This is a genomic window from Larkinella harenae (assembly GCF_054780515.1).
Genome location: NZ_BAAGWE010000001.1, coordinates 1,915,795 through 1,939,691, shown reverse-complemented (window position 1 = coordinate 1,939,691; position 23,897 = coordinate 1,915,795). Strand labels below are relative to the sequence as shown.

The 23,897-nt window shown below is 51.8% G+C and carries 20 protein-coding genes and 1 other RNA gene; 17 read left to right on the top strand and 4 right to left on the bottom strand.

Going from position 1 to position 23,897, the window contains the following annotated elements; translation table 11 throughout:
* The first annotated feature begins 75 nt into the window (after positions 1 to 75).
* Genes ACYVH9_RS07870 through ACYVH9_RS07835 form a run of 8 tightly spaced genes read left to right on the top strand, consistent with a single transcriptional unit; the run spans position 76 to position 6,397 of the window.
* Positions 76 to 1,206 carry an NAD(P)/FAD-dependent oxidoreductase gene (locus ACYVH9_RS07870; RefSeq protein ID WP_460635751.1) on the top strand — a complete coding sequence of 377 codons (1,131 nt, stop codon included), beginning with the start codon at positions 76 to 78 and terminating at the stop codon, positions 1,204 to 1,206.
* A gap of 41 nt (positions 1,207 to 1,247) precedes the next feature.
* On the top strand, positions 1,248 to 1,964 hold the full coding sequence (locus ACYVH9_RS07865) for a methyltransferase domain-containing protein (protein WP_460635750.1): 717 nt from the start codon (positions 1,248 to 1,250) through the stop codon (positions 1,962 to 1,964).
* The gene (locus ACYVH9_RS07860) at positions 1,955 to 3,007 is read left to right on the top strand and encodes a type III polyketide synthase (RefSeq protein ID WP_460635749.1); all 1,053 of its coding nucleotides are present in this window, start codon (positions 1,955 to 1,957) and stop codon (positions 3,005 to 3,007) included. Before ACYVH9_RS07865 ends, ACYVH9_RS07860 begins: the two co-directional genes overlap by 10 nt.
* Positions 3,001 to 3,798, top strand: a complete 798-nt coding sequence (locus ACYVH9_RS07855; protein ID WP_460635748.1) for an SDR family oxidoreductase — start codon at positions 3,001 to 3,003, stop codon at positions 3,796 to 3,798. The genes ACYVH9_RS07860 and ACYVH9_RS07855 overlap by 7 nt, the downstream gene beginning before the upstream one ends.
* 14 nt (positions 3,799 to 3,812) lie before the next feature.
* Positions 3,813 to 4,259, top strand: a complete 447-nt coding sequence (locus ACYVH9_RS07850) for a 3-hydroxyacyl-ACP dehydratase FabZ family protein (protein WP_460635747.1) — start codon at positions 3,813 to 3,815, stop codon at positions 4,257 to 4,259.
* Positions 4,252 to 5,523 carry a beta-ketoacyl-[acyl-carrier-protein] synthase family protein gene (locus ACYVH9_RS07845; protein WP_460635746.1) on the top strand — a complete coding sequence of 424 codons (1,272 nt, stop codon included), beginning with the start codon at positions 4,252 to 4,254 and terminating at the stop codon, positions 5,521 to 5,523. The genes ACYVH9_RS07850 and ACYVH9_RS07845 overlap by 8 nt, the downstream gene beginning before the upstream one ends.
* A 12-nt stretch (positions 5,524 to 5,535) precedes the next feature.
* A complete protein-coding gene (locus tag ACYVH9_RS07840; protein ID WP_460635745.1) occupies positions 5,536 to 5,802 on the top strand; it encodes an acyl carrier protein in 267 nt (88 codons plus the stop codon).
* Positions 5,789 to 6,397, top strand: coding sequence for a 4'-phosphopantetheinyl transferase family protein (locus ACYVH9_RS07835; RefSeq protein ID WP_460635744.1), 609 nt, complete (start codon positions 5,789 to 5,791; stop codon positions 6,395 to 6,397). The genes ACYVH9_RS07840 and ACYVH9_RS07835 overlap by 14 nt, the downstream gene beginning before the upstream one ends.
* A 173-nt stretch (positions 6,398 to 6,570) precedes the next feature.
* Here the strand turns inward: ACYVH9_RS07835 and ssrA are convergent.
* Positions 6,571 to 6,942: a transfer-messenger RNA gene (ssrA, locus tag ACYVH9_RS07830) on the bottom strand.
* Positions 6,943 to 6,981: 39 nt separating this feature from the next.
* Entirely contained in the window at positions 6,982 to 7,614 is a 633-nt protein-coding gene (locus ACYVH9_RS07825) for a hypothetical protein (RefSeq protein ID WP_460635743.1), read from the bottom strand.
* A gap of 196 nt (positions 7,615 to 7,810) precedes the next feature.
* Between ACYVH9_RS07825 and ACYVH9_RS07820 the strand changes: the two genes are divergently transcribed.
* The 7 genes from ACYVH9_RS07820 (at position 7,811) to ACYVH9_RS07790 (ending at position 20,676) form a co-directional block, all read left to right on the top strand.
* Entirely contained in the window at positions 7,811 to 11,167 is a 3,357-nt protein-coding gene (locus tag ACYVH9_RS07820; RefSeq protein ID WP_460636457.1) for a ThuA domain-containing protein, read from the top strand.
* Positions 11,168 to 11,465: 298 nt separating this feature from the next.
* The gene (locus ACYVH9_RS07815) at positions 11,466 to 12,206 is read left to right on the top strand and encodes an RNA polymerase sigma-70 factor (protein WP_460635742.1); all 741 of its coding nucleotides are present in this window, start codon (positions 11,466 to 11,468) and stop codon (positions 12,204 to 12,206) included.
* Positions 12,203 to 13,210, top strand: coding sequence for a FecR family protein (locus ACYVH9_RS07810; protein ID WP_460635741.1), 1,008 nt, complete (start codon positions 12,203 to 12,205; stop codon positions 13,208 to 13,210). The genes ACYVH9_RS07815 and ACYVH9_RS07810 overlap by 4 nt, the downstream gene beginning before the upstream one ends.
* A gap of 27 nt (positions 13,211 to 13,237) precedes the next feature.
* Positions 13,238 to 16,690: a SusC/RagA family TonB-linked outer membrane protein gene (locus ACYVH9_RS07805; protein ID WP_460635740.1), complete on the top strand. Its 3,453-nt coding sequence runs from the start codon at positions 13,238 to 13,240 to the stop codon at positions 16,688 to 16,690.
* A gap of 19 nt (positions 16,691 to 16,709) precedes the next feature.
* A complete protein-coding gene (locus ACYVH9_RS07800) occupies positions 16,710 to 18,143 on the top strand; it encodes a RagB/SusD family nutrient uptake outer membrane protein (protein ID WP_460635739.1) in 1,434 nt (477 codons plus the stop codon).
* An 80-nt stretch (positions 18,144 to 18,223) separates the two neighbouring features.
* Positions 18,224 to 18,943: an SGNH/GDSL hydrolase family protein gene (locus ACYVH9_RS07795; RefSeq protein ID WP_460635738.1), complete on the top strand. Its 720-nt coding sequence runs from the start codon at positions 18,224 to 18,226 to the stop codon at positions 18,941 to 18,943.
* A 71-nt stretch (positions 18,944 to 19,014) separates the two neighbouring features.
* The gene (locus tag ACYVH9_RS07790; RefSeq protein WP_460635737.1) at positions 19,015 to 20,676 is read left to right on the top strand and encodes an FAD-dependent oxidoreductase; all 1,662 of its coding nucleotides are present in this window, start codon (positions 19,015 to 19,017) and stop codon (positions 20,674 to 20,676) included.
* A 216-nt stretch (positions 20,677 to 20,892) separates the two neighbouring features.
* Here ACYVH9_RS07790 and ACYVH9_RS07785 read toward each other — a convergent pair whose 3' ends face one another.
* Both ACYVH9_RS07785 and ACYVH9_RS07780 read right to left on the bottom strand, forming a co-directional pair.
* Positions 20,893 to 21,231 (bottom strand): transmembrane 220 family protein, encoded by a 339-nt coding sequence (locus tag ACYVH9_RS07785; RefSeq protein ID WP_460635736.1) that lies wholly within the window; start codon positions 21,229 to 21,231, stop codon positions 20,893 to 20,895.
* A gap of 110 nt (positions 21,232 to 21,341) precedes the next feature.
* Positions 21,342 to 22,106, bottom strand: a complete 765-nt coding sequence (locus ACYVH9_RS07780; protein WP_460635735.1) for a tetratricopeptide repeat protein — start codon at positions 22,104 to 22,106, stop codon at positions 21,342 to 21,344.
* Positions 22,107 to 22,418: 312 nt separating this feature from the next.
* Here ACYVH9_RS07780 and fsa point away from each other — a divergent pair, with 312 nt between their 5' ends.
* Together fsa and ACYVH9_RS07770 are read left to right on the top strand one after the other, a co-directional pair.
* Positions 22,419 to 23,081: a fructose-6-phosphate aldolase gene (fsa, locus tag ACYVH9_RS07775; RefSeq protein WP_460635734.1), complete on the top strand. Its 663-nt coding sequence runs from the start codon at positions 22,419 to 22,421 to the stop codon at positions 23,079 to 23,081.
* A gap of 103 nt (positions 23,082 to 23,184) precedes the next feature.
* The gene (locus ACYVH9_RS07770; RefSeq protein ID WP_460635733.1) at positions 23,185 to 23,865 is read left to right on the top strand and encodes a cell division ATP-binding protein FtsE; all 681 of its coding nucleotides are present in this window, start codon (positions 23,185 to 23,187) and stop codon (positions 23,863 to 23,865) included.
* The last annotated feature ends 32 nt before the right edge of the window (positions 23,866 to 23,897 follow it).

The following is a 23,897-nucleotide window of genomic DNA, read 5'->3' as shown; positions in this document are numbered from 1 at the left end:
ACATGTTGACGAAAATGGTGGTTGTGTTGCTACCAATCTTCCTTGAGCTAGTTACGACCTATAAGATCCCCACCAATGACTTATGATGCTGATGTCCTGATTATTGGTGGTGGCCTGGCAGGATTGACAGCCGGTATCAATCTGGCCCAGAGCGGTTTGCACGTTATCCTTATCGAAAAACAGCCTTATCCCCAGCACAAAGTTTGTGGGGAATACGTATCCAATGAGGTCGTTCCCTACCTTCAGCAATTGGGAGTGGTTTTCGACGAGGTGAAACCGTCGCGTATTCATCGGTTTTTGCTTAGTACCGTTTCTGGAAAGACCCTCGAAAGCGCCCTTCCTTTGGGTGGTTTTGGCCTCAGCCGGTATTCTTTTGACTCCATCCTGTACCGAAAAGCACTCGACGCTGGTGTCCGGATTGAGCAGGATCAGGTAATGGACGTCCGGTTTACGGATGATTCTTTTCACGCAATTACGTCGGCGGGCCGTACCTATTCGTCGAGAATAGCCGTCGGAGCTTACGGCAAACGATCCAGCCTGGATAAGCAGCTTCAGCGAAACTTTATCCAGAAAAACTCACCCTGGATTGGTGTTAAGGCGCATTACCAGGCCCGTTTTCCCGATGACCTGGTGGCTTTGCATAACTTCGAAGGGGGGTATTGTGGCTTGTGTCAGGTTGAAAACAACGTAGTGAACGCCTGTTATCTAGTCAATTACAATAGTTTTAAAAACCACAAAAACATTACGGCTTTTCAGCAAGAGGTACTGGCAAAGAATCCTTTTCTAAAGGATTTTTTCTCGCAGGCAGTGCCGTTGTTTGAAAAACCGCTCACCATCAGCCAGATTTCCTTCGCTCGAAAAAAACCGGTCGAACGGCATATGCTGATGTGTGGCGATACGGCGGGCATGATTTATCCCTTGTGCGGCAACGGCATGGCTATGGCTATTCATAGCGCCAAGCTGGTATCCGAAGTGGTTAGTCAATTCTTCCAGGGCACGATAACGAGCCGGGCGCAACTGGAGAAGCAGTATCTAACATTCTGGAACAATGCGTTCAAAACCCGGTTGACTACTGGACGTCTCATCCAATCGATGCTGTTGAATGCCCGGATTTCCTCAGTTTTACTGGAAAGTTTACGACGAATTCCCGGTGCCCTGCCGCTGATCATCAAACAGACGCACGGAAGCCCGCTGGTGATTCGCTGAACCGGCGCACCAAGGAGGCCATGTACCCAAAAACACCCATGATGTTGAACACCAAACAGCGATCATCGCAGGAAGAATTTTTGGACGATTTTTCGTTAGAGGGCGATGAGCTGCGCGACGCGCTGGATAAAATCGCAGCTATTAATCGCTGGCTGGGGGGCAATCAGGTTACGCTGGACGGTATCGAAAAGCTGCTAAAAAACGCTCCCGCCCAAAAACCGCTCTCCATCGTGGATATTGGTTGCGGCAATGGCGATATGTGCCGGGCCGTCGTCGACTTTGGTCGGCAACGGGGCATTTCCGTTCATGTTCTGGGCATTGACGCCAATGAGTACACGATTCAGCACGCCCGAAAATTATCGACCGCTTATCCAACCGTTTCGTACGCTGTTATGAATGTGTTTGGGGCGGATTTTGCCCGGCTGAATTACGATATTGCCCTGTGCACCCTAACCTTGCATCACTTTACGGATGAGCAGATACTGGCCCTGATGGGGTTGCTGACCAGGCAGGCTAAACTCGGTGTGGTGATCAATGACCTACACCGCAGTGCTTTTGCGTACCGGCTCTTCGAACTTCTTTGTTTTGTTTTTCGCCTGAACAAGCTCTCGAAAGAAGATGGCTTGATTTCGATCCTTCGGGGTTTTAAAAAACAGGATCTGGAAGCCTTCTCCCGGCAACTCCAGTTGACTTCTTACCAGATCAACTGGCGCTGGGCTTTTCGTTATCAATGGATTATCCAAAACCTATGTGTGTAAAAATAGCGACTGTTGCGAAAGCGTTGCCCGCTCACTGGCGTGAAACCAAAGACATTATTCCATTTCTGGATACCTGGCTGGCGGATCAGGATGATCGCTTTCGGCGGAAAGTGCGGAAGATTTTTGAAAACGCGGCCGTTGATAAGCGCTATTCGGTCATGACGCCCCTTGAAGTGTTTACCCAAACATCATTCGAAGAGAAAAACGCTATTTACGCCCGGGAAGCTATCAAGCTGGGCGAAACCGCCTTGACGAATGCACTCAATAAAGTTGGCTGGCTACCCGCCGATCTGGACTACCTCATTACGGTCAGTTGCACGGGCATTATGATTCCTTCACTGGATGCGTACCTAATCAATCGGATGCAGATGAAGCAGGACATTGTTCGGCTGCCCGTGACCGAAATGGGGTGTGTTGCGGGTATTTCGGGGATTATTTACGCCAAAAATTTCCTAAAGGCGAACCCCGGCAAACGGGCGGCTTTACTGGCCGTTGAGTCACCCACAGCGACGTTTCAGCTGGACGATTATTCCATGGCAAACGTGGTGAGCGCGGCTATTTTTGGCGATGGAGCCGCCTGCGTTTTGCTGTCGTCACACGAAGAGGATGAAGGCCCGGAAGTACTGGCTGAAGAAATGTACCATTTTTACGACGCGATTCACATGATGGGTTTTGACTTGAGAAACAGCGGTTTGCAGATGATACTGGACAAGGACGTAACCGAGACCATCGCCACGCATTTCCCGGCAATCATCCATCCTTTTCTGGAAAAAAACCGTCTGGCTATCAAGGACATCTCTCACTTGATTTTCCATCCTGGGGGGCGAAAAATTGTGGAGGTTGTTCAGGAGCTTTTTGGTAAATTGGGAAAGAACATCGACGACACAAAAGAAATTCTGCGCCAATACGGAAATATGTCGAGCGCTACGGTGCTTTACGTTCTGGAACGATTTATGGACCGGCAACCGGAAAAAGACACGTACGGTCTCATGCTCAGCTTTGGTCCCGGTTTTTCAGCGCAACGTATTTTACTAAAGTGGTAACCGAATTTCAAGACAAAAACTACTGGGCACTCATCCTGGGCGGAAGCCGGGGGCTGGGACTTGCCACAGCCCGGAAGCTGGCGCAACACGGCATGAACCTCTGCATCGTCCACCGAACCCGTAAAACCGATCTCCCGGACGTTGAGCAGGCTTTTGTGCACATCCAACGCGAAGGAGTTCAGCTTCAACATTACAACGTTGATGTCACCAATGCCGAAAAACGCGCGCTGGTCATCCACGCGTTACAGGAAACCGTAAAACCGTCCGGCAAAATCAGAGCCGTGATTCATAGTGTGGCCAAGGGCAATTTGAAACCGTTGGGAATCCACCCGCCTACTCACCTGAAGCACGATGATTTTCAGCTTACCATTGATGCGATGGCCATCAGCTTATACGATTGGGTACAGGAGCTATTGGCCGGTTCTTTGTTTGCCCCAGATGCCCGGGTCATCAGTTTTACCAGCGAAGGGAGCACAAGAGCCTGGCAAAGTTACGCGGCTGTTTCGGCGGCTAAAGCTGCGCTCGAAGCCATTTCCCGGAGTATGGCGCTGGAATTTGCCCCATTTGGTATTCGCAGCAACTGCCTGATGGCCGGGGTCACCGACACGGCTTCGATGCGGGCCATTCCGGGAGCAGAGAAATTGGTAGCCCATAGTTTGCAGCGTAACCCCTTTGCCCGGCTGACGACACCAGCCGACATCGCGAATGTGGTTTATTTGCTTTGCAAAGACGAAGCCGCCTGGATTAATGGCGCCGTTATTCCCGTCAATGGCGGAGAACATCTGCAATAAAACCGTTTATAACCATGCCGAACTACGCCGATATTCTTGCCAAACTACCGTATCGTCACCCGTTTTTGTTTGTCGATGCGTTGGTCAGCGTGGATGAAAACGGGGTAACCGGAAGGTATACATTTCCCCCTCACTCTTCGTTTTACGAAGGCCATTTTGCCGGAAATCCCGTCACGCCCGGCGTTATTCTGACGGAAGTGATGGCGCAGATCGGCGTAGTGTGTCTGGGCATTTTCCTCCTGGCCAATTCCCCGGCGAATGACCTGGAAATTGCCATGACCTCGACCCAAATTGATTTTTTCCGCCCCGTTTTTCCGGGCGAAACCGTCACGGTACGGTCTGAAAAGGACTACTTCCGGTTTCATAAGTTGAGATGTAAGGTGGTCATGGAAAACAGCCAGGGCGAGTTGGTTTGCCGGGGTGCTATTTCGGGTATGATGAAAAAGAAATCGAATGCGTAATCGAGTCGTTGTTACGGGTTTAGGCGTTGTAGCCCCAAATGCTGTCGGTATATCCGCCTTTCTGGAAGCCATCCAGCAGGGCCGAAGCGGGATTGCCTTTCAGCAAACCTTAGCTGATTTGAAATTTTCCTGCCAGATTGGGGGAGTTCCGGCGGTGACGGAAACCATCAGGCGGCAATATTTCACGGAGTTACAGCTTCAACATCTCAACAGCAGCGGTATTGTTTATGGGGTGATCGCGGGCATGGAGGCCTGGCAGCATGCCGGTCTGCCAGTGGCCACCGACGAACCGGATTGGGACAGCGGTATGGTGTTTGGAACGGGATTGCTCGGCATCGATAAGATTCGCGAATCGGTTTATAAAATTGATCAGGGGCAAGTCCGGAGGCTGGGGAGTACCGCCGTCGTGCAGACGATGGCGAGCGGAATCAGCGCGTATCTGGGAGGAATGCTGGGATGTGGAAATCAGTTGACGGCCAATTCTTCGGCCTGTGCCACCGGCACCGAAGCCTTATTGATGGCTTACGAACGCATTGCATCCGGAGCGGCAAAACGCATGCTGGCGGGCAGTGGAAGTGATCATGGCCCTTATATCTGGGGCGGATTTGACGCGATGCGGGTATTACCGTATCAATACAATTCGTCGCCCGAGCGCGCTTCCCGGCCCATGAGCGCGACGGCCAGCGGTTTTGTTCCGGGAAGCGGAGCCGGGGCGTTGGTGTTGGAATCGCTGGAAAGCGCGCTGGAACGCCAGGCAACCATTTACGCCGAAGTTTTGGGCGGACATGTCAATTCGGGCGGACAACGGAATGGTGGATCAATGACAGCCCCCAATGCAAACGCCATCCAGCGCTGCATCCAGCAGGCGCTCCAACAGGCCGGCATCCAACCCGAAGCAATTGATCTGATCGATGGTCACCTGACGGCTACGAGCAAAGATCCTGACGAAGTAAACGGCTGGGCAACAGCTTTAGGGCGTCGTGGTTCGAACTTTCCCTTTATCAATTCGTTGAAGTCAATGGTTGGGCATTGTCTAAGCGCAGCCGGCAGCATTGAATGCGTTGCAGCCGTGCTGGAGTTGCATGAGGGTTTTATTTATCCTTCCATCAATTGCGACGATCCGCATCCGACCATCACTGCCCTGATTGATTCGAATAAAATTCCGCAACAGTACATTCAAAAACCGGTTAATATAATCGCGAAGGCCAATTTTGGGTTCGGCGATGTCAATGCATGTGTTATTTTAAAGAAATATCAGTTTTAGCACCATCCCTCTATGCAGACGAATGACGAATTAGTTACCGCTCTAAAAACCATCATTAAACCGTATGTTCAAGATGAGTCGGCCTTTGAGCAGTTGACCGAACAGACCCACTTTATTAATGACTTGAAAATTAATTCGGCGAACCTGATTGATGTGGCGCTGGATGTTGAAGAAAAATACGGCATCGAAATTGACAACGAGTCCATGGAGCGGATGCTAACGGTCGGCGCTGCGATCGAAATCATTCAGCAGAAAGTAGCGGAAAATGGTCGGGAATGATATTGTCGATCTGGCACGCGCGCAACAGGAAAGTAACTGGAAACGCCGGGGATTCCTACAAAAAATCTTCACGGCTGACGAACAGCGTCTTATTCGTTCGGCCAGTCACCCGGAGCAGATGGTTTGGACGCTTTGGAGCATGAAAGAAAGTGCGTATAAGCTAATCGTTCGCCAGACCGGTCAACCCTTTTTTGCCCCTCAGAAATTAGCCTGCCATTCAATTAGCGTTTCGGACGAGACGATTGAGGGATGCGTTTTTTACCAAAACGAGTACCTGACCTGGTCACGACGAACACCACATTACATTGCGAGTGTGGCATTACCAGCTGATTACCCTCCCGCTTTCAGTCACCAAATCATTCCGTTTAATTGTGCTGCTTACTCTCACCAGCACGAACATCTTCGGCAGGCTGTAAAGCAATTTTGCACAAGCCATTTTGCGCTAAATCACTCCGCGTTTCAGTTATTGAAAGATGAGGTTGGCGTCCCTTCCGTCCAGCTTTGTAGCTCGACCGGGAGTACAACAACCTTTCCGATCAGCCTAAGCCATCACGGCTATTTTGGGGCATTTGCTATTGCTACCGACAACCGGTAAATGACAACATACCTATAGAAAACCAGCTGGCCCTCCTTTTGTAAACCGTTCCCGCAACAGCGATACCTTTGTCAACCAACTGTTGACGGTTGCGGGGCCATATACAAATTATTCGCCCCAAGCTTGACCCCAAAAAATAGAATACCCCTCTAAAAGTGTCTCAGAGGGGCATTTGGTGGAGACGCAGGGAGTCGAACCCTGGTCCAGACAAGGAAACCGTCGTGCTTTCTACATGTTTAGCTGCGATTGGGATTGTCGGGAATCGGTCAGGCTCGCATCAGGCCAAACCTCATCCGTAGGTGCTTGTGTCTCACTCGGCCGTTAACACCATAAACCGAGCCAGTGCCGCGAGTCGATGCCTCCTGATCCAGCCAGCAGCACAGAAGCTGGGGAGACAATGGCTATTGCTTAATCCTCCGGATTAGGCAGCCATGGCGTAGTTATATTCGCCAGTTATTGTTCGAAGGTTTGTTATACAGGAAATGCCCTCAACTCCCGACATGCTTACACGCAGCCTCATCAAGCTGTCAATTCCGGTCGTCCCCAGATGCGTGTACTAAGATTGAAACACAAACTTACGAAAATTAGTTTTCCTTTACCGCATCGTTTTTTTTCAGCCTTGTCAGGCTCACCAACCAGGCATTGTACAACCCCGTCTCAATCGCCACGGCCTGCTCGGCATGCGTTCGCCAGTTGTCGCCAAAAAAGGTATCCATTTGCCGCAGCATTTCGGCCAGGTGACCCTCTTCCTCAACAATGATCGACCGCACGTTGACCTTACTACCTGCTTCGGTCAGCACATCCTGATAAACCGGATACAATTCATCGGCCCGCACCTCAATGGCGTAGGTTACCAGCAGATAAGCCGCGTACTTCAGCTCAGCCCCTGAAAAACCCAGGGTAGATTTTAAATACCGGCATACCTGTACGTCAAGCCGATTCAGGTACGCATGGCTGTCGGTTGGTGCCAGCAAATAAACGGACTCGTAGGTCGGGCAGTCGCTTTTCGACAGTTTCTGAATCTGTTTTTTGAGGTAATAAGCGTGCCGGGCTTCCTCGGCTGCGTGTTTGAGCATCAGCAAATCGACCATAGTTTTGGGCTCGGCCGCCGAAATTTTCCGGGCGCCGGTATTCTCCATCATCGACAGGGTATTCAGCCAACGGGCGTGCAGGGAATCGTCGGCCACGACTTGAGTCAAAAGGTGTGTAAATTCCATTCGAAAACTTAAATGATTGCCCCGCAAAGATACAGCACAAGCTTGGCTATCAGAACCGTTTTTTTTGTACTTTTGAAGCTTTGTAAAAGTCTATTTGAAATCCGAATTTTTATAAGGCGGTTTTCCTTTTTAACTAACCTCTATGTATTCTTCATTTCATCAATCTTCGTTTCGGTCGCGGGCATTCCGGTCATGGATGTTGGTATGCTGTCTGGCCCTGTCGGCCGTATGGTCCGTGGCTCAAACGCCCCAGAAACGATTGCTGGTATTCTCCAAAACCAAAGGGTTCCGCCACAGCTCCATTCCGGCCGGTAAAGTGGCCATCATGAAACTGGGAAAAGAGAACGGTTTTGCGGTCGACACCACCGAAAATTCGGCGAAGTTCACCGAAGACAATTTGAAACGCTACAGTGCAATTATTTTCCTCAGCACCACCGGTGACGTACTGGACGATCAGCAACAGGCTGCTTTTGAACGCTACATCCAGGCGGGGGGTGGCTACGTCGGGATTCACGCAGCCGCCGATACCGAATACGATTGGCCCTGGTATGGCAAGCTGGTTGGCGGGTATTTTGCCAGCCACCCCGGCAATCCCAACGTACAGGAAGGCGAAGCGTATGTGACCAACAAAGAACACGCGTCGATGTTCGGCTTTCCGGATCGCTGGAAAATCAAGGACGAATTTTACGACTTCAAAAACGTCAATCCCGACGTAAAGGTACTCGTCAAAATCGATGAGAAAACGTACAAAGAAGGGAAGATGGGTGACAATCACCCAATGTCGTGGTACCACGATTACGACGGTGGGAAGGTGTTTTACACCAATTTTGGTCACCCTGACGAAACGTTTACCAATCCCGTTTACCTGAAGCACCTGCTCGGCGGCATTCAGTCGGTAGCGGCCACGAAACTGGACTATGCCAAGGCTAAAACGATGCCGTTTCCGGAAGAAAACCGCTTCAACCGGGAAATCTTGGCCGAAAAACTGGACGAACCGACCGAACTGGTGGTACTCGACAACGGAAAAGTGTTGTTTACCGAACGCAAAGGTGCTCTGAAACTCTATGATCCCAAAACCAAAGCCGTGAAGGTTGTTGCCAACCTGCCGGTATATACCAAGCAGGAATACGGTTTGATGGGGATGAACATCGACCCGAAGTTCAAAGACAACCAGTGGTTGTACCTTTATTACTCGCCCGACGCGGCCAAGTGGAAAGCCGATACGGCCCAGCACTTATCCCGGTTTAAATTTGACGCCGAAAAAGATGAGCTGAAATCCGAAACCGAGCAGGTATTGTTGCGTGTACCGGTGAAACGGGCTGATAAATGCTGCCACACTGGCGGTTCAATTGCCTGGGACAAATCGGGGAACCTCTATCTGTCGACGGGCGACGACACCAACCCCTTCGAGTCCAAAGGCTTCAGCCCATCCGACGACCGCCCGGGCCGTGAAGGGTATAACGCGCTGACAACCTCAAGCAATACGATGGATTTGCGCGGAAAAATCCTGCGCATCAAACCGCTCGATAACGGTACGTATGACATTCCGGAAGGAAACCTGTTTCCGAAAGGAACCCCCAACACCCGGCCCGAAATTTACGTAATGGGAAACCGCAACCCGTACCGCATCTCGGTTGATCAGCGCACGGGGTATTTGTATTGGGGCGAAGTTGGCCCGGATGCCGCCAACGACCTCGACCGCTTTGGACCACGGGGTCACGATGAAGTAAACCAAGCGCGCAAAGCCGGTTATTACGGTTGGCCGTTGTTTGTTGCCGACAACCGCCCCTACCGCCAGTTCAATTTTGCCGACAGCACCTCCGGTCCGTTGTACGACCCGGCAAAACCGATTAACCCCTCGCAGCGGATTCAGGGTCTGCGGGAATTGCCCCCCGCTCAGAAAGCGTTTATTTACTACCCGTACGCCGACTCACCGGAATTTGGTGCGATAGTAGGCAAAGGCGGCCGGAACGCGATGGGTGGCCCGGTGTATTATTATGATGATTACGAAAATAGCGCGGTGAAGTTTCCGCGCCATTACGACGGTAAATTCTTTGCCTACGACTGGATTCGCGACTGGATTCACCCGGTAACGATGACCAAAGAAGGCGATTTCGTGAAGATGGAAACTTTTATGCCCAACACGAAATTCAGTCACCCCATCGATATGCAATTCCACAAAGACGGTTCGCTGTACGTACTGGAATACGGCCAGAACTGGTTTGCCCAGAACGACGACGCCCGGTTGACGCACATTACCTACAACGCCGGAAACCGCAAACCGGTGGCCCTGGCCAGTGCCAATCAACTGGTAGGTGCTGCTCCGCTGGCCGTACGATTCTCCTCGAAAGGGTCGCAGGATTACGACGGCGACGCCATCAAATACGAGTGGACGTTTGGCAAAGGTTTACCGAAAAGTACCCAGCCCAATCCGACCTTTACTTACGCCAAACCGGGCGTTTACCAGCCGACGCTGAAGGTAACCGACGCAGCCGGAAACGTATCGATCAAGCAACTCGAGGTTCGGGTCGGTAACGAAACGCCAAAAGTGGAAGTTGCCGTGAAGGGCAACAAAACATTCTACTTTGACAACAAACCCGTTGAATACGAAGTAAAGGTGGCCGACAAGGAAGACGGCAGCCTGGCAACGGGTAAGATCAGTCCGGAAGATGTGACGATGACGATAAACTACCTGGAAGGCTTCGACAAAACACTGCTGGCGCAGGGCCACCAGGCCAACGTCGGTTTTGCAACCGGCAAACGCCTGATTGAACTCAGTGACTGTAAAGCCTGCCACAGCATCGAAAAAAAATCGATTGGACCTGCCTATCAGGATGTAGCCAAGAAATACGCGAAAGAACGCCGGACAGAGATCGTCAATAAACTCGCCCGGAAGGTCATCGAAGGCGGTGGCGGTGTCTGGGGTGAGCAGGCCATGAGCGCCCACCCGCAGGTGAAAGAAGATGAAGCCAAAGAAATGGTCAGCTACATTATGTCGTTGGGTGACAAGAAAGCCGCCGATCGGAAACCGTTGAAAGGCTCGTATACCACATCGGCCAAAGAAAAAGACGGTTCGTATTTGTTCTCGGCCAGCTACACCGACAAAGGCAGCAACGTGATTGGTCCGCTGACGGGCACCTCAACCGTGGCTCTCCGTAGTGCGAAAATGAAAGCGGCTTCTTTCGACAATAGCAAAGATGCGTCCAGATACAAACTGCCTACCGGCAATGAAGTCGTTTTTGGAACCGCCAACAACGGTTATATTGCCTTCAACGACATTGATCTGTCCGGGATCAGCGGCCTGACCGTGATGGGATCGGCTTCGTCGCAATACATGGCTGGTGGTAAGCTCGAAATCCGGCTCGACTCTCCGACGGGCACGCTGCTGGGTTCCGGCGACGTGAAAAGTAACAAGATGGAAGCCGTTGATATCGCCATCAAAACGCCGGTTAGCGGTTTGCACAAACTGTTTTTTGTGTTTGTTAATCCGAACGCAGGCAGCAAGCCGCTATTTGCGCTGGATGGTATCCAGTTTAATGCCGCAAGCATGTAAACCGAGAAAGGGCCCTAAACCGGGGCCATCTTGATGTTTGTAAAAGTCCCTAAAGCGGTGTCAACGCGCGTTGACACCGCTTTGTGCTTATTGACCTTTCCAATTTGTTTGCGCCATTGCTGCTCCACCCCATCCATCTAATTCGCTGCGTTGCGGTGGCCGGCCCATTGCCCTCCAAACCCGCTTTTACCCGCCCTTCGGTATTATTTCCAGAATGAATTGTGAAAATTTATTGAAATGACCAAGGGTATTCCCGCGAAAAATACTCTTATACAAAAAGACTGTTCTGAAGCTGCTTATGAATCGTTCGGCCAACCCGGAAGATACGTTCCAATTTTCCAGCCCTAAAGGAGTACCGGTCAATTCGGCCAGCGAGGAACCGGGCGAGGGCCAATCCGGGTCCGCGTTGGTGGATTCGGAAGTATTCATCCGCAAAGCCTTTGAGGAGAATCCCGAAAGCGGTTACCAGCTTCTTTTCAAGCGGTATTATGGTCCACTGTGCAGCCATGCAGCTCGGTTTGTGTACTCCAAGGAAGTGGCCGAAGATCTGGTAGTTGATGTTTTCGCTCAGTTCTGGCAAAAGCAGTTGCATCGTTCTGTAACCACTTCGTACCGGGCTTACTTGTTCACCTCCGTCCGCCATGCGGCCTTTGCCCACCTGCGGTCCGAGCTTCGGCACGAATTCATCACCGACGACCGGCTCGAACTGGATACCGTCAATACGCCACAGCATCTTTTGCAATACAACGAGTTATCCATCCGGATTGAAGAAACGATCCGCTCTTTACCTCCCCAGAGCCAGAAAGTATTCATCATGAGCCGGTTTGAAGGGAAAAAGAATGGCGCTATTGCCCAGGAACTACAGCTATCCATTAAAACCGTTGAAGGTCACATTACCAAAGTACTGACCATTCTGCGGCAGTCTTTGCGTCATTATGGGTTGTTGTCGGGTCTGTTAGGACTTGGTGTTTGGGCGGCCGAGCAAGGGTTAAAGCCCTTTTTTCAACTCGTTCTCATGGCTACATTTTTCAACGTATGAAACCTACCTTATCCAAACAGACGATCCTGAATGTATTCGAAGGGAAAGCCTCTCCGCTGCAGAAAAGTCTGGTTGAAGAATGGCTCGAAGCACCCGAAAATCAGGAGTTGTATTTTCAATGGCTCGAAGAATGGGAACGGGAAAACCCACAATTTTTGCCCGATGCCGATGTGGCTTACCGCAAGTCATTGCAGCAACGTCAGGTCTCTGCGGAACCGTCTTCACCCCTGCCCGATCAGGCGCTGAACTCCACCCCATTCAGGCGGTTTTTCTGGGGACTGGCGGCTTCGGTACTGCTGCTGGCCAGCGCCGGAAGCGCCTTATTTTTCAAGGACGACCTGCTGTACCGCCACTACCAAACCGCTTACGGTGAAATTCGCTCATTTACGCTTCCGGATGAAAGCCGGGTGACCCTGAATGCGAATACCAGCCTGAAAATTCCCCGCTTCAACCTGGGCCAGAAAGATCGGCAAGCCTGGTTAACCGGCGAGGCCGAATTCGCGGTAAAACACACCAAAGATCATCGACGCTTTGTTGTTCATACCCCCGACAACCTGGAAGTTCAGGTATTGGGCACGGAGTTTATCGTTTACAGCCGCAGCCGGGGCAGTAAGGTGGTTCTCAACAAAGGTAAAGTACAGGTCCGTTTAAAAGACCAGGCTATGACCCCGCTCATTATCAAACCGGGGGATATCGTCAAGTTATCCCGACAAGGGCAGCTCACCCTGCACCACCGGCAACTGGTTAGTCAGCACAGTGCCTGGAAAGAACACCGGTTTATTTTCCAAAATACCGCCATGTCAGAAATTGCCGACCAACTCACCGAACGGTTTGGCGTTCGGTTTGTCATTCAGGACAGCACCCTGGCCCGACGAACCCTGGGGGGCACGTTCAAAGCCCGCTCCGCCGACGAGATTCTGCCCATCCTGTGCGATATGCTGAACATGAAGGTGAAACACCGGGAAGGTCCGCCGGACACCTACGAACTCGTTTCTTCCCACTAAATCGCTTATTTCCTTATTCTATTTATTATGATTCGACCCTTACAGTTACCTGTTCTGGTGGCCGGAATCGCCTGGGGTTTATCGATTCCCAGTCCTTTGTCGGCGCAATTGCTGGCCCACCATCCCTTATCACAGCGAACCGAAGAAATACGCCAGCCGAAGACCATCAGTTTGCGGGACGCCTTGATGGAGCTTAAACACCACCACCATATTGATCTGCTTTTTGAGGAAAAACTGCTGGAAGGCCTCAGTGTACCCGCCGACCAGCTGAATTCAAAAAACTCCCTCGAACGCAATCTGACCCGGATTCTGCAACCGGTGGGGCTACGGTTTAAAAAAGTCAACCGGGATGCTTACGTTATTTTTCCGGCAAAACGTGATGCTAAAAACGGTTTCGACGGCACGCCCAATCCCACGGGTGAAAACCGCCTGGAACTTCCTTTTGCAACTCCCATACAGAGTTCGAATACCTTCGCCCAGCAATCCCTGGATAAAACCATTACGGGGAAGGTGACCAGCGAAACGGGCGAGGGCTTACCGGGGGTTAGCGTCGTTATTCAGGGAACCACCCGTGGTACCACCACCGACGCAGAAGGAAGCTACCGACTCGATGTCTCCAACGACGAAACAACGCTTATTTTCAGTTTTGTGGGCTACGTCAGCCAGGAGCAAATTGTCAAAAGCCGTTCGGTAATCAACGTTCAACTGGTGCCCGATACCAAGGCCCTAAGCGAAGTGGTGGTGGTTGGGTATGGTCAGGTAAAAAAGAGTGACCTGACCGGTGCCGTCTCCACGGTACCCGTAGAAGAAATTCGCAAAGTAGCCGTGACCTCGCTTGATCAGGCGTTGCAGGGTCGGGCCGCGGGCGTTCAGATTACCCAGAACTCCGGCGCCCCGGGCGGCAGCACGAGTATTCGCATCCGGGGCGGCAACTCCATTCAGGGCGATAACGAACCCCTTTACGTGATTGACGGCATTCCGTTTAAAAATGACGGAGTGGGCAGCGGTTCCAGCTTTAACGTGTTGAGCACCCTGAATCCCAGCGACATCGAGTCCATTTCGGTCTTGAAAGATGCTTCTTCAACGGCTATTTATGGGTCGCGGGGAGCCAATGGCGTCGTAATCATTACAACCAAACGCGGAAAAGCCGGCAAATCGACCATCAGCCTGGAAACCTACTACGGTGTGCAAAGCGTTCGCCGGAAGTATCCCGTGCTGAACGCGCGGGAGTATGCCCAGCTGGTTAACGAAGCCAATACCAACGAAGGCCGACCGGCGGTTTATACCCCGGCTCAGGTCGATGCGTTTGGCGAAGGAACCGACTGGCAGGACGAAATCTTTCGGCAGGCACCCATCCAAAATTATCAGTTGTCGATCAGCGGTGGGGATGAAAAAACCCAATACGCCATCAGCGGGGGCTATTTCAAACAGGATGGTATCGTAGCCAACTCGGATTTTGATCGATACTCCATGCGGGTTAACCTGGACCGGAAGCTGACCAGCAAGATTAAAATCGGCAATAGCCTGACCGTCAACCGGACCCTAACCAACCAGTCGCGAACGGACGGTAGTCTGGGGAGCGCGGGTCTGGTGACGATGGCTGCCCTGCAATTTCCGCCCATTCTGCCCGTCCGCACGGCCAGCGGTGCTTACCTGATCACCGATCCAGCCTTTGCTTTTACGGCGGATAATCCGGTCGCGCTGGCCCTGGACAGCAAAAACCGCAATACGGCCTACCGGATTTTCGGTACCGTTTTTGGCGATTATCAAATTATGGATGGACTGGACCTGCGCGTTTCACTCGGCATTGACGGGGTACTGCAAAAACAGGATTCGTACCTACCCCGCTCCGTTTCCAGCGGTTTGGCGCAGGGCGGCAGCGCTTCCATCTACAACTCGCAGGCGCTGACCTGGCTGAACGAGAACCTGCTGACCTACACCCGTACCTTTGGATCAGTTCATAACGTAACGACGCTGCTCGGTTTTACGCAACAGGCCAGCCGGTTTGAAAGCAGCCGCGCTAGCTCCCGTAATTTTGTCAACGATAACCTGGGTTCGGGGAATCTGGCTTCAGGATCGGTGCCGCTGACGCCCGAATCGGGCATTGGCACCTGGGGACTGCAATCGTATCTGGCCCGTGTCAATTACGGCTACAAAGACAAATACCTCTTAACGGCATCGTTCCGGGCGGATGGTTCTTCGCGCTTCGGTTCCAACAATCGCTACGGTTATTTCCCCTCGGGTGCCCTCGCCTGGCGGATTTCCGAAGAATCGTTTATGAAAGACGTTCGAGTCCTGAGCGATCTGAAATTGCGGGCCACCTATGGGATGACCGGGAATCAGGATGGCATTGGTAACTACCCCGCTTATTCGCTGCTCGGAACGCAGAACTACGTATTTGGCGGGACGGTTTCGACCGGTTTGGGACCGAACCAGATTGCCAACCCCGACTTGTCGTGGGAAACAACCACCCAGGCCGATATTGGCGTCGATGTTGGATTGCTGAACAACCGCATCACCCTGACCGCCGACGCTTACCTGAAGCGTACCCGGGATTTGTTGCTGGACATCACCATTCCGAGTACGTCGGGGTATGCCAGCGCCATCAAGAACCTCGGAAAAGTTCAGAACAAAGGGGTGGAAATCAGCGTGTCATCGCGCAACATCGACGGGGCTTTTCGCTGGAATACCGATGTCAACTTTGCGCTCAATCGCAACAAAGTGCTGGACATTGGCGGGGTTTCGCAGATTTTTGCCGGCGGGGTAGCCAATATCGGCCAAAACCTGAACTCCGGTATCATCCGCGTGGGCGAACCACTGGGTTCGTTTTACGGCTACGTTACGGACGGCCTGTACCAGACCACCGACGAACTGGCGGCTTTGAGCGATCCCCAGGCCCGAAAACCGGGTGACCGCAAATACCTGGATTTGAACGGAGACAGAAAGATCGACGATAACGACCGCACCATCATTGGCCGGGCGCAACCCAAATTTATAGGCGGTATTAGCAACACGTTCTCTTACAAAGGTTTTGAACTCACCGCCTTTTTTCAGGGCGTTTACGGAAATGATATCCTGAACGCCAACCGGTTTGAGCTTGAATACCTGAACGCAACCACCAACCAGACCCGGGACATGCTCAACCGCTGGACGCCGACCAATACTAATACGGACATTCCACGAGCTTCCACAACACGCCCGGCCAACCGGATCTCAACCCGGCAGATTGAGGATGGATCCTACCTCCGTCTGAAGAACCTGCAACTAGCCTACAACCTGCCCAATTCGGTGATTCAAAGCCTGAAAATCCAGTCGGTTCGGGCGTATGTAACGGCCCAGAACTTTCTGACCTGGACCAACTATTCGGGCTATGATCCGGAGGTCAACCGCTTTGGTCAGGACAGCCGCAGCCAGGGCTTCGACTACGCCAGTTATCCGGCGGCCAAGACGTTGCTGTTCGGCCTAAACGTTGGTTTTTAACCCCTAACTTCGCACTGTCATGAAAAAGAATATTCCTGTTTTTCTGCTACTTCTGGGGCTGTTGTCGGCCTGTGAAGTACTGGAACAAAGACCCGAAGCCAGCTTTACTCCGGCTAATTTTTATAAGAATGCGGACGACGCCAAAGCAGCCGTCAGTTCGGTCTATGACCCTTTGAGTTCTCAGAACTTATACAGTCAGGTCATGTGGATTTTGCAGGACCAGGCCACCGATGACTCCGAATGGGGCAACGGACGATCAACGGCCAATCAGCCTAAAAATGACCTCGATCGGTATACTTTTACCCCCGCCACCGTCACGTTTCAGTCGCTCTGGTCAACCACGTATGCGGCTATCAACCGGGCCAATACCGTACTGGCTCGCGTTCCGGCCATCGACATGGATAACGAGTTGAAAAACCGCTATTTGGCCGAAGCCAAATTTATGCGGGGTTTCTATTATTTCACACTCGTACGACTGTTCGGCGGAGTTCCTTTGGTCATAACGGAAACCACCTCTCTCAATAACCTGAATGTAGCGCGGGCGTCCGTCGATGAGGTTTATGCCCAGATCATTCAGGATTTCACCGAAGCCGAAAGCGTATTGCCGGTTTCTTACACGGCCGCCGACCGAGGCCGGGCCACCAAAGGAGCGGCTAAAGCATTTCTTGCGAAGGTGTATCTGACCCGCCAAGACTGGCCCAAGGCATCCGCCAAAGCCAAAGAAGTGATTGACCTCGGCGTCTATGACCTGTGGGCCAACTTTGCCGACGCTTTTGTGATCGCCAACAAAAATGGCAAGGAGGCCGTATTTGAAATCCAGGCACTCAATGGCGGATTTGGTGAAGGAAGCTGGATGCAGGGCTACATGCGGCCCAATTTTGACCGCCTGAATGGGGTGGCTGGCTTTGGTGATGATCCCCCGACCGAAAACCTGTACCGCACCTATCGCCCGGACGATAAGCGCCGAAACGTAACGTTGCGACTCTACAGCACCACGGGAACCCCGGCGGCTCCGGCCAGCGTGCTGTTTCCCTGTTACGTTTATAAATACTTGGACCCCACGGCGACCAGTAACAGTGATGGCGGGAACAATTATCCCATTATTCGCTACCCCGATGTGCTGCTGATGTACGCGGAAGCCCTCAACGAACAGACAGCGAATAATGCGGCTGCCTACTCGACCATCAACCGGATTCGTAACCGGGCGGGGCTGCCCAACCTGACGCCCAACCTGAGCCAGGCGCAGTTCCGCGACAGCCTGCTGCTGGAACGGCGTCTGGAGCTGGCTTTCGAGGGACACCGCTGGTATGATCTGGCCCGCACCAAGCGACTCATTAGCGCCATGAAAGCCCAGAATCCGAGCATTGTGGTGAACGAGTATCACTATTTGTTCCCGATTCCGCAGACCGAGCGGGATGTCAATCCGCTGCTCACGCAGAATCCAGGCTATTGATTTTTGACATAAACCTAGTTATCGACAAGCCGGACGTGGGCAATCCCATCTTCCGGCTTGTTTTCTAATCAATCCTCAACATGCAACGCCGGACTTTTCTGCAACAGGCCCTGGTGGCTGCTCCGCTGGTCGGCCAACTGGATACGCTTCCTGCGCCTTTCAAGCCGCAAGAGCCAATAACGGTTATCAACGCGGGTGTCGGTGGGAACAATACCGTCGATTTGCTGGCCCGCATTCAGAAAGATTGCCTGGTCCACCAGCCCGAGCTCACCATTCTGATGGCGGGGACTAACGACATGAACAGCAAAAAGCACGTTCCGCTGCCGGAATACGAAAAGAACCTTCGGCAGCTCGTTTCGGCTTTGCTGGCGTCCCGGAGTCAGGTGATGCTGATGACCATTTTGCCGGTTTATGAACCGTATCTGATGACCCGCCACGATCCGGCGTTTTACCAGCCCGAGGGCCATGCCGCTCGCAAAACCCGGGTGAACGATACCATCCGAAAAGTTGCTGCTGACCACAAACTGCCGCTGCTCGACATGCACCACATTTTTGAGAAAGTGGGTAATATTGGACTGGATGCCAGTAGTTTGATTAAAAACGAATCCAACAGCCAGAAAACAGACGGTATTCACCCAACGCCGGATGGTTACCGCACGATGGCGGTGGCAATCTATACCTTCCTGACGCAGAATCAGCTATTGCGTAACCGCATCGTCTGCTTCGGCGATAGCATCACGATTGGGGATGGGCAAGGAAAAAATTACCCGACTTACCTGCAACAATTGATAAATACCTAATCCGGTAGTAAACCGCCTTTCGGTAATTTTTACGAGCTACCTACTTTATAAAACAGACTATTGATTTTAACATGAAAAGAAGATACGCGATAGCCTTATTGGGCGGGTTGACGGCCTTTTTAACCAGTTTCACTGCACTGGAGAAACAACCGCTGGTCGTTCGCAAAGCCGATGTGATTGTCTATGGCGGCACCTCGGCTGCGGTCACGGCCGCCGTGCAAGTCAAAAAAATGGGAAAAACCGTCATTGTTGTCTCGCCCGATAAACACCTGGGTGGACTGTCATCGGGTGGCCTGGGCTTCACTGATACAGGCAATAAAGAAGTCATCGGCGGGCTTTCCCGCGAGTTCTACCACCGACTCTACCAGCACTACCAGAAACCCGACTCCTGGAAGTGGCAGAAACAGAATGAATACGGTAATAAAGGTCAGGGAACTCCCGCCCTGGATGGCTCCAACCGCACCATGTGGATCTTTGAGCCTCATGCCGCCGAACAGGTTTTTGAGGATTTCGTCAAAGAATACAAGCTGCCTATTTACCGCGACGAATGGCTCGACCGTTCGGCCAAAGGTATCACCAAAAAAGGGGGCAAGATTCAGTCCATCCGAACCCTGAGCGGTACGGTTTACGAAGGAGCCATGTTCATCGATGCCACCTACGAGGGCGACCTAATGGCGGCTGCGGGCGTCAGCTACCACGTGGGTCGGGAAGCTAATCAGGTCTATGGCGAAACCTGGAACGGCGTGCAGCCGGAAGTTTTTCAACACGGCCACCATTTCAAAACTAACGTCAGTCCCTACAAAGTACCGAACGATCCGGCCAGTGGCCTGCTGCCCGAGATTTCGGCGGATAAACCCGGCGAAAAAGGTTCGGGCGACCACAAAATTCAGGCGTACTGCTTCCGGATGTGCATGAGCAACCACCCCGACAACCGTGTGCCCTTCCCCAAACCGGAAGGCTACGATCCAGCCCGGTACGAGCTGCTGGCGCGAGTGTTCGAAGCAGGTTGGCGCGAAACTTTCCAGAAGTTTGACCCCATCCCCAACCGCAAAACCGACACCAACAACCACGGCCCGTTCAGTTCGGACTACATCGGCAAAAACTATGACTATCCCGAAGCCACCTACGAGCGCCGGAAGCAGATCATCAAAGACCACGAACGCTACCAAAAGGGGCTGCTGTATTTCATGGCCAACGATGCGCGAATGCCCAAAGATGTACAGGACCAGGTGAAAGAATGGGGCTTGGCAAAGGATGAATTTACGGATAATGGCAACTGGCCCCACCAGCTCTACATCCGGGAAGCTCGGCGGATGAAAGGAGTCTTCGTGATGAAGGAAGCCGATGCGCTGGGTAAAACGGTGGTGCCTGACCCAATCGGGATGGGGTCGTATGCGCTTGATGCGCACAACTCGCAGCGGTACGTGAAAGCCGACGGTTTTGTGCAGAATGAAGGCGATATTGGCGTGCACCCCGACAAACCGTACTCCATTGCCTACGGATCGATTCTGCCTAAAGAGGAAGAATGTCGCAACCTGTTGGTGCCCGTTTGCGTGTCGAGTTCGCACATTGCGTACGGGTCGATTCGGATGGAACCCGTGTTTATGATTCTTGGCCAGTCGGCGGCTACGGCAGCAGTGCTCGCGATCAACAACAAGGTTTCACCGCAACAGCTTCCGTATCAAAAGTTGAAGGAAGTACTGCTCAAAGATAAACAGCGCCTGACGTTGTAATCAGCGTGTTCTAACTCTTTTAGCGTGAACCTGTCGGTGAAGGCTCTGCGCCCGAACCGGCAGGTTTCTTTTTTTAAGTTTTCGGGAGAAGGAGCGGTATGTTGCATCCACTCCCAATAGCCGAAGATTCCGTTTATAGGAATAATGCATCGACCGCCGGGACCATGAAGTTATTTTTTGACCAAAAACGGCGCAACAAACTCCGCTTCCTCACGATTATTTGCGCGTTATTGCCGCCAGAATGAACATGGCAATGGCACAGATTGCCAAACCGCCGGATTCGCGGGCCAGTTCAATGTTGATGGTTTTCATCCCCATTTCGTCGAGCAAAAACCCTTCGAAAGCCGAGGGCCACTGGGAAATGGCTCCCACCAGATAAGCCAGGCCAGCGACAACGTAAAACCAGGGACGGATGGTATTGCCCAACGCCATGAAACTGGCCACTGTAGCACAACCGTAAATCGGTACCCACACTTGCGGATCTGGGTCGTTATACTGAAAAACCGCAAAAAGTAGAAAAAGCAGCCCGAAGGCAATCGCGATCGCTTTGCGCATAAGAGGTAAGAGTTATGAAGCAAGCGGTAAGAATCATTGAATACAAGGCCCACCAGACGGTTGAGGGCAGCGAGCACTCCCCATTCATGAGTCCTGCCTCTTGCTTCTATTCATTGACAGTATTCGGTAATATACGCCTGAGCTTCCGTGTAGCCAAGTTGTTGAGCCTGCTTCAGGCTCAGGCAGGCTTTTTCCCGCTGGTTCAGCATGGCTTGGGTAACCCCCAATGCGTTAAAGGCTTTCCCAAATTTAGCATCCAGTTGGACGGTTTTGGTGAAATCTTCCAGCGCTTCGGCGAACTGATCCTGCTGAAAACGGATATTGCCCCGGTTGAAATACGCCAGCGAATTTTTCGGTTCAAGCTGAATGGCTTGGTTGAAATCCGACAAAGCAGAGGTCAGGTTTCCGGAATTGGCAAACAACTGCCCCCGATCCAGGTAGATATCCGAAAGGTCGGGAGCCCGGCGGATCGCTTCCGAGAAATCCTTCAAAGCCGCATCGGTTTCGCCCCGCGCCGTTTTCAGCTTCGCCCGGTTATAATACGGTTTGTAAAACTCCGCGTTCAGCTGAATAGCCTGCTCGTAATCCAGTAGCGCATTTTCGTAGTCTTTTAACTCAAAATAGGCCACCGCCCGGCTGTTGAACGCTTCGTAATTTTTGGTGTCGGCGTCAATGGCTGCATTCAACGGCTGGATTGCCTCCCGAAACTTGCCCTGCTGCATCAGGCTACGGCCTTCTGCCAGTTTTTCTTCCGACGACGTACAGGCCTGTAACCCAATAATCGTGAAGACTATAACGCACCAGCCAATGTGCCGACCGGTTTTTTTGCGCCCAATTCGATGCGTTGAAACGGTTTTAAAAAGAGTATTTATCATATGGTAAGGCTCAAAAATCTCACAAAATTAGCGGGTACACTTTTATTTCCTGCATAATTTCTTAATTTTGCACCCGGCAAACAGGCACTACCAGCTCCTGCTGAATCCCCCAGGTCTTGACAGAAGCAAGGGTAGGCGGTCGTAGCGGTGAGATGTCGGTTTGCCTTTTTTTGTTTTCCGAAATTCAGTTGCTTCTACACGGTCGTTCACAAACCGGTAATCGGTAAACAAAAATCTCCGGATTATCCTTACTTTTGGGTCGATTCGAACAGATCATATTCCTTCATACCTTGTTATCCCAGTTTTAATACCATGAAGTTTTTCATTGATACGGCCAATTTGCACGAAATTCGCGAAGCACAGGATTTGGGTATTTTGGACGGCGTAACGACCAACCCTTCCCTGATGGCGAAGGAGGGCATTACCGGCAAAAATAGCGTCATGCAACATTACAAAGCCATTTGTGACATTGTGGATGGCGATGTGAGTGCCGAAGTGATTGCCACAACATTTCAGGAAATTATTGCTGAAGGCGAAGAACTTGCCGAGATTGACGATAAAATTGTGGTGAAAGTCCCGATGATTAAAGACGGGATTAAGGCCATTAATTACTTTTTCGAAAAAGGCATCAAAACAAACTGTACGCTCGTATTTTCGGCCGGGCAAGCCTTGCTGGCTGCTAAAGCCGGGGCTACGTACGTTTCCCCTTTTATCGGTCGGCTGGACGACATTTCGTTTGACGGGGTTGCACTGATCGAGCAAATTGCCCTGATCTACCGGAATTACAGCTACGGGACGCAAATTCTGGCCGCTTCCGTCCGTCATCCGATGCACATCATCCAGTGCGCTGAAGTAGGAGCCGACGTAATGACCGGGCCGCTGAGCGCTATTTCTGCCTTATTCAACCACCCGCTGACCGACAGTGGTCTCGCTAAATTCCTGGCCGATCACCAGAAAGCAGGAACAAAAAAATAGTTATGAATTAAGAGTGAAGAGTGAAGAGTTGGCTGACGCATTCGAAAAGTAATTGTTCTGCTTTAACTCTTAGCTCTTAACTCATCACTCTTCACTGAATAAAATGTTTTCTACCGAACCCGTTCTGTCGCTGAGTCAGGCTGATATTTACCAAGGTGGGCGCATTGTGCTGGCCGGTGTGACCTTTGACATCAACAAAGGAGATTTTGTGTTTTTGATTGGCCGAACGGGTAGTGGAAAAAGCTCACTGCTCAAAACGCTGTATGCCGACCTGTGGTTACAGGCTGGTTCGGGCCTAGTGGCCGGTTTTGCCCTGGAAAAGTTGAAACCGAAAGACGTGCCGTATCTGCGCCGAAAAATCGGGATTGTTTTCCAGGATTTCCAGCTTTTTATGGATCGCAACGTCGAAGACAATTTGCGGTTTGTCCTGAAAGCGACGGGTTGGACTGATCAGACCAAGATGAAAAACCGTATTTCGGAGGTTTTGATGCAGGTTGGACTGGGAACATTGCATAAAAAGATGCCTCACCAGTTGTCGGGTGGCGAACAACAACGCGTTGTGGTAGCCCGCGCCATGCTGAACGAACCCAAAATTCTGATTGCAGATGAACCGACCGGAAACCTGGACCCGACCGTTGGCGAACAAATCATGCAGGTTTTCCAGACCATCAATAATTCCGGCACCGCTATTTTGATGGCTACCCACAACTACGATTTTCTTCGCAAATACCCCGCCCGCATCCTGCGTGTTGAAGATGGGAAAGTGATCGAACAAGGCTTATAGTATAGCGTGAAGAATGATGAGTTGAAGAGGGT

Coding starts and splice junctions, on each gene's coding strand:
- ACYVH9_RS07870 (WP_460635751.1), top strand. CDS start 76: ATGACTTATGATGCTGATGTCCTGATTATTGGTGGTGGCCTGGCAGGA.
- ACYVH9_RS07825 (WP_460635743.1), bottom strand. CDS start 7,614: ATGGAATTTACACACCTTTTGACTCAAGTCGTGGCCGACGATTCCCTG.
- ACYVH9_RS07795 (WP_460635738.1), top strand. CDS start 18,224: ATGCAACGCCGGACTTTTCTGCAACAGGCCCTGGTGGCTGCTCCGCTG.
- ACYVH9_RS07835 (WP_460635744.1), top strand. CDS start 5,789: ATGGTCGGGAATGATATTGTCGATCTGGCACGCGCGCAACAGGAAAGT.
- ACYVH9_RS07785 (WP_460635736.1), bottom strand. CDS start 21,231: ATGCGCAAAGCGATCGCGATTGCCTTCGGGCTGCTTTTTCTACTTTTT.
- ACYVH9_RS07860 (WP_460635749.1), top strand. CDS start 1,955: ATGTGTGTAAAAATAGCGACTGTTGCGAAAGCGTTGCCCGCTCACTGG.
- ACYVH9_RS07840 (WP_460635745.1), top strand. CDS start 5,536: ATGCAGACGAATGACGAATTAGTTACCGCTCTAAAAACCATCATTAAA.
- ACYVH9_RS07820 (WP_460636457.1), top strand. CDS start 7,811: ATGTTGGTATGCTGTCTGGCCCTGTCGGCCGTATGGTCCGTGGCTCAA.
- ACYVH9_RS07800 (WP_460635739.1), top strand. CDS start 16,710: ATGAAAAAGAATATTCCTGTTTTTCTGCTACTTCTGGGGCTGTTGTCG.
- ACYVH9_RS07770 (WP_460635733.1), top strand. CDS start 23,185: ATGTTTTCTACCGAACCCGTTCTGTCGCTGAGTCAGGCTGATATTTAC.
- ACYVH9_RS07850 (WP_460635747.1), top strand. CDS start 3,813: ATGCCGAACTACGCCGATATTCTTGCCAAACTACCGTATCGTCACCCG.
- ACYVH9_RS07845 (WP_460635746.1), top strand. CDS start 4,252: ATGCGTAATCGAGTCGTTGTTACGGGTTTAGGCGTTGTAGCCCCAAAT.
- fsa (WP_460635734.1), top strand. CDS start 22,419: ATGAAGTTTTTCATTGATACGGCCAATTTGCACGAAATTCGCGAAGCA.
- ACYVH9_RS07780 (WP_460635735.1), bottom strand. CDS start 22,106: ATGATAAATACTCTTTTTAAAACCGTTTCAACGCATCGAATTGGGCGC.
- ACYVH9_RS07810 (WP_460635741.1), top strand. CDS start 12,203: ATGAAACCTACCTTATCCAAACAGACGATCCTGAATGTATTCGAAGGG.
- ACYVH9_RS07815 (WP_460635742.1), top strand. CDS start 11,466: ATGAATCGTTCGGCCAACCCGGAAGATACGTTCCAATTTTCCAGCCCT.
- ACYVH9_RS07790 (WP_460635737.1), top strand. CDS start 19,015: ATGAAAAGAAGATACGCGATAGCCTTATTGGGCGGGTTGACGGCCTTT.
- ACYVH9_RS07805 (WP_460635740.1), top strand. CDS start 13,238: ATGATTCGACCCTTACAGTTACCTGTTCTGGTGGCCGGAATCGCCTGG.
- ACYVH9_RS07865 (WP_460635750.1), top strand. CDS start 1,248: ATGTTGAACACCAAACAGCGATCATCGCAGGAAGAATTTTTGGACGAT.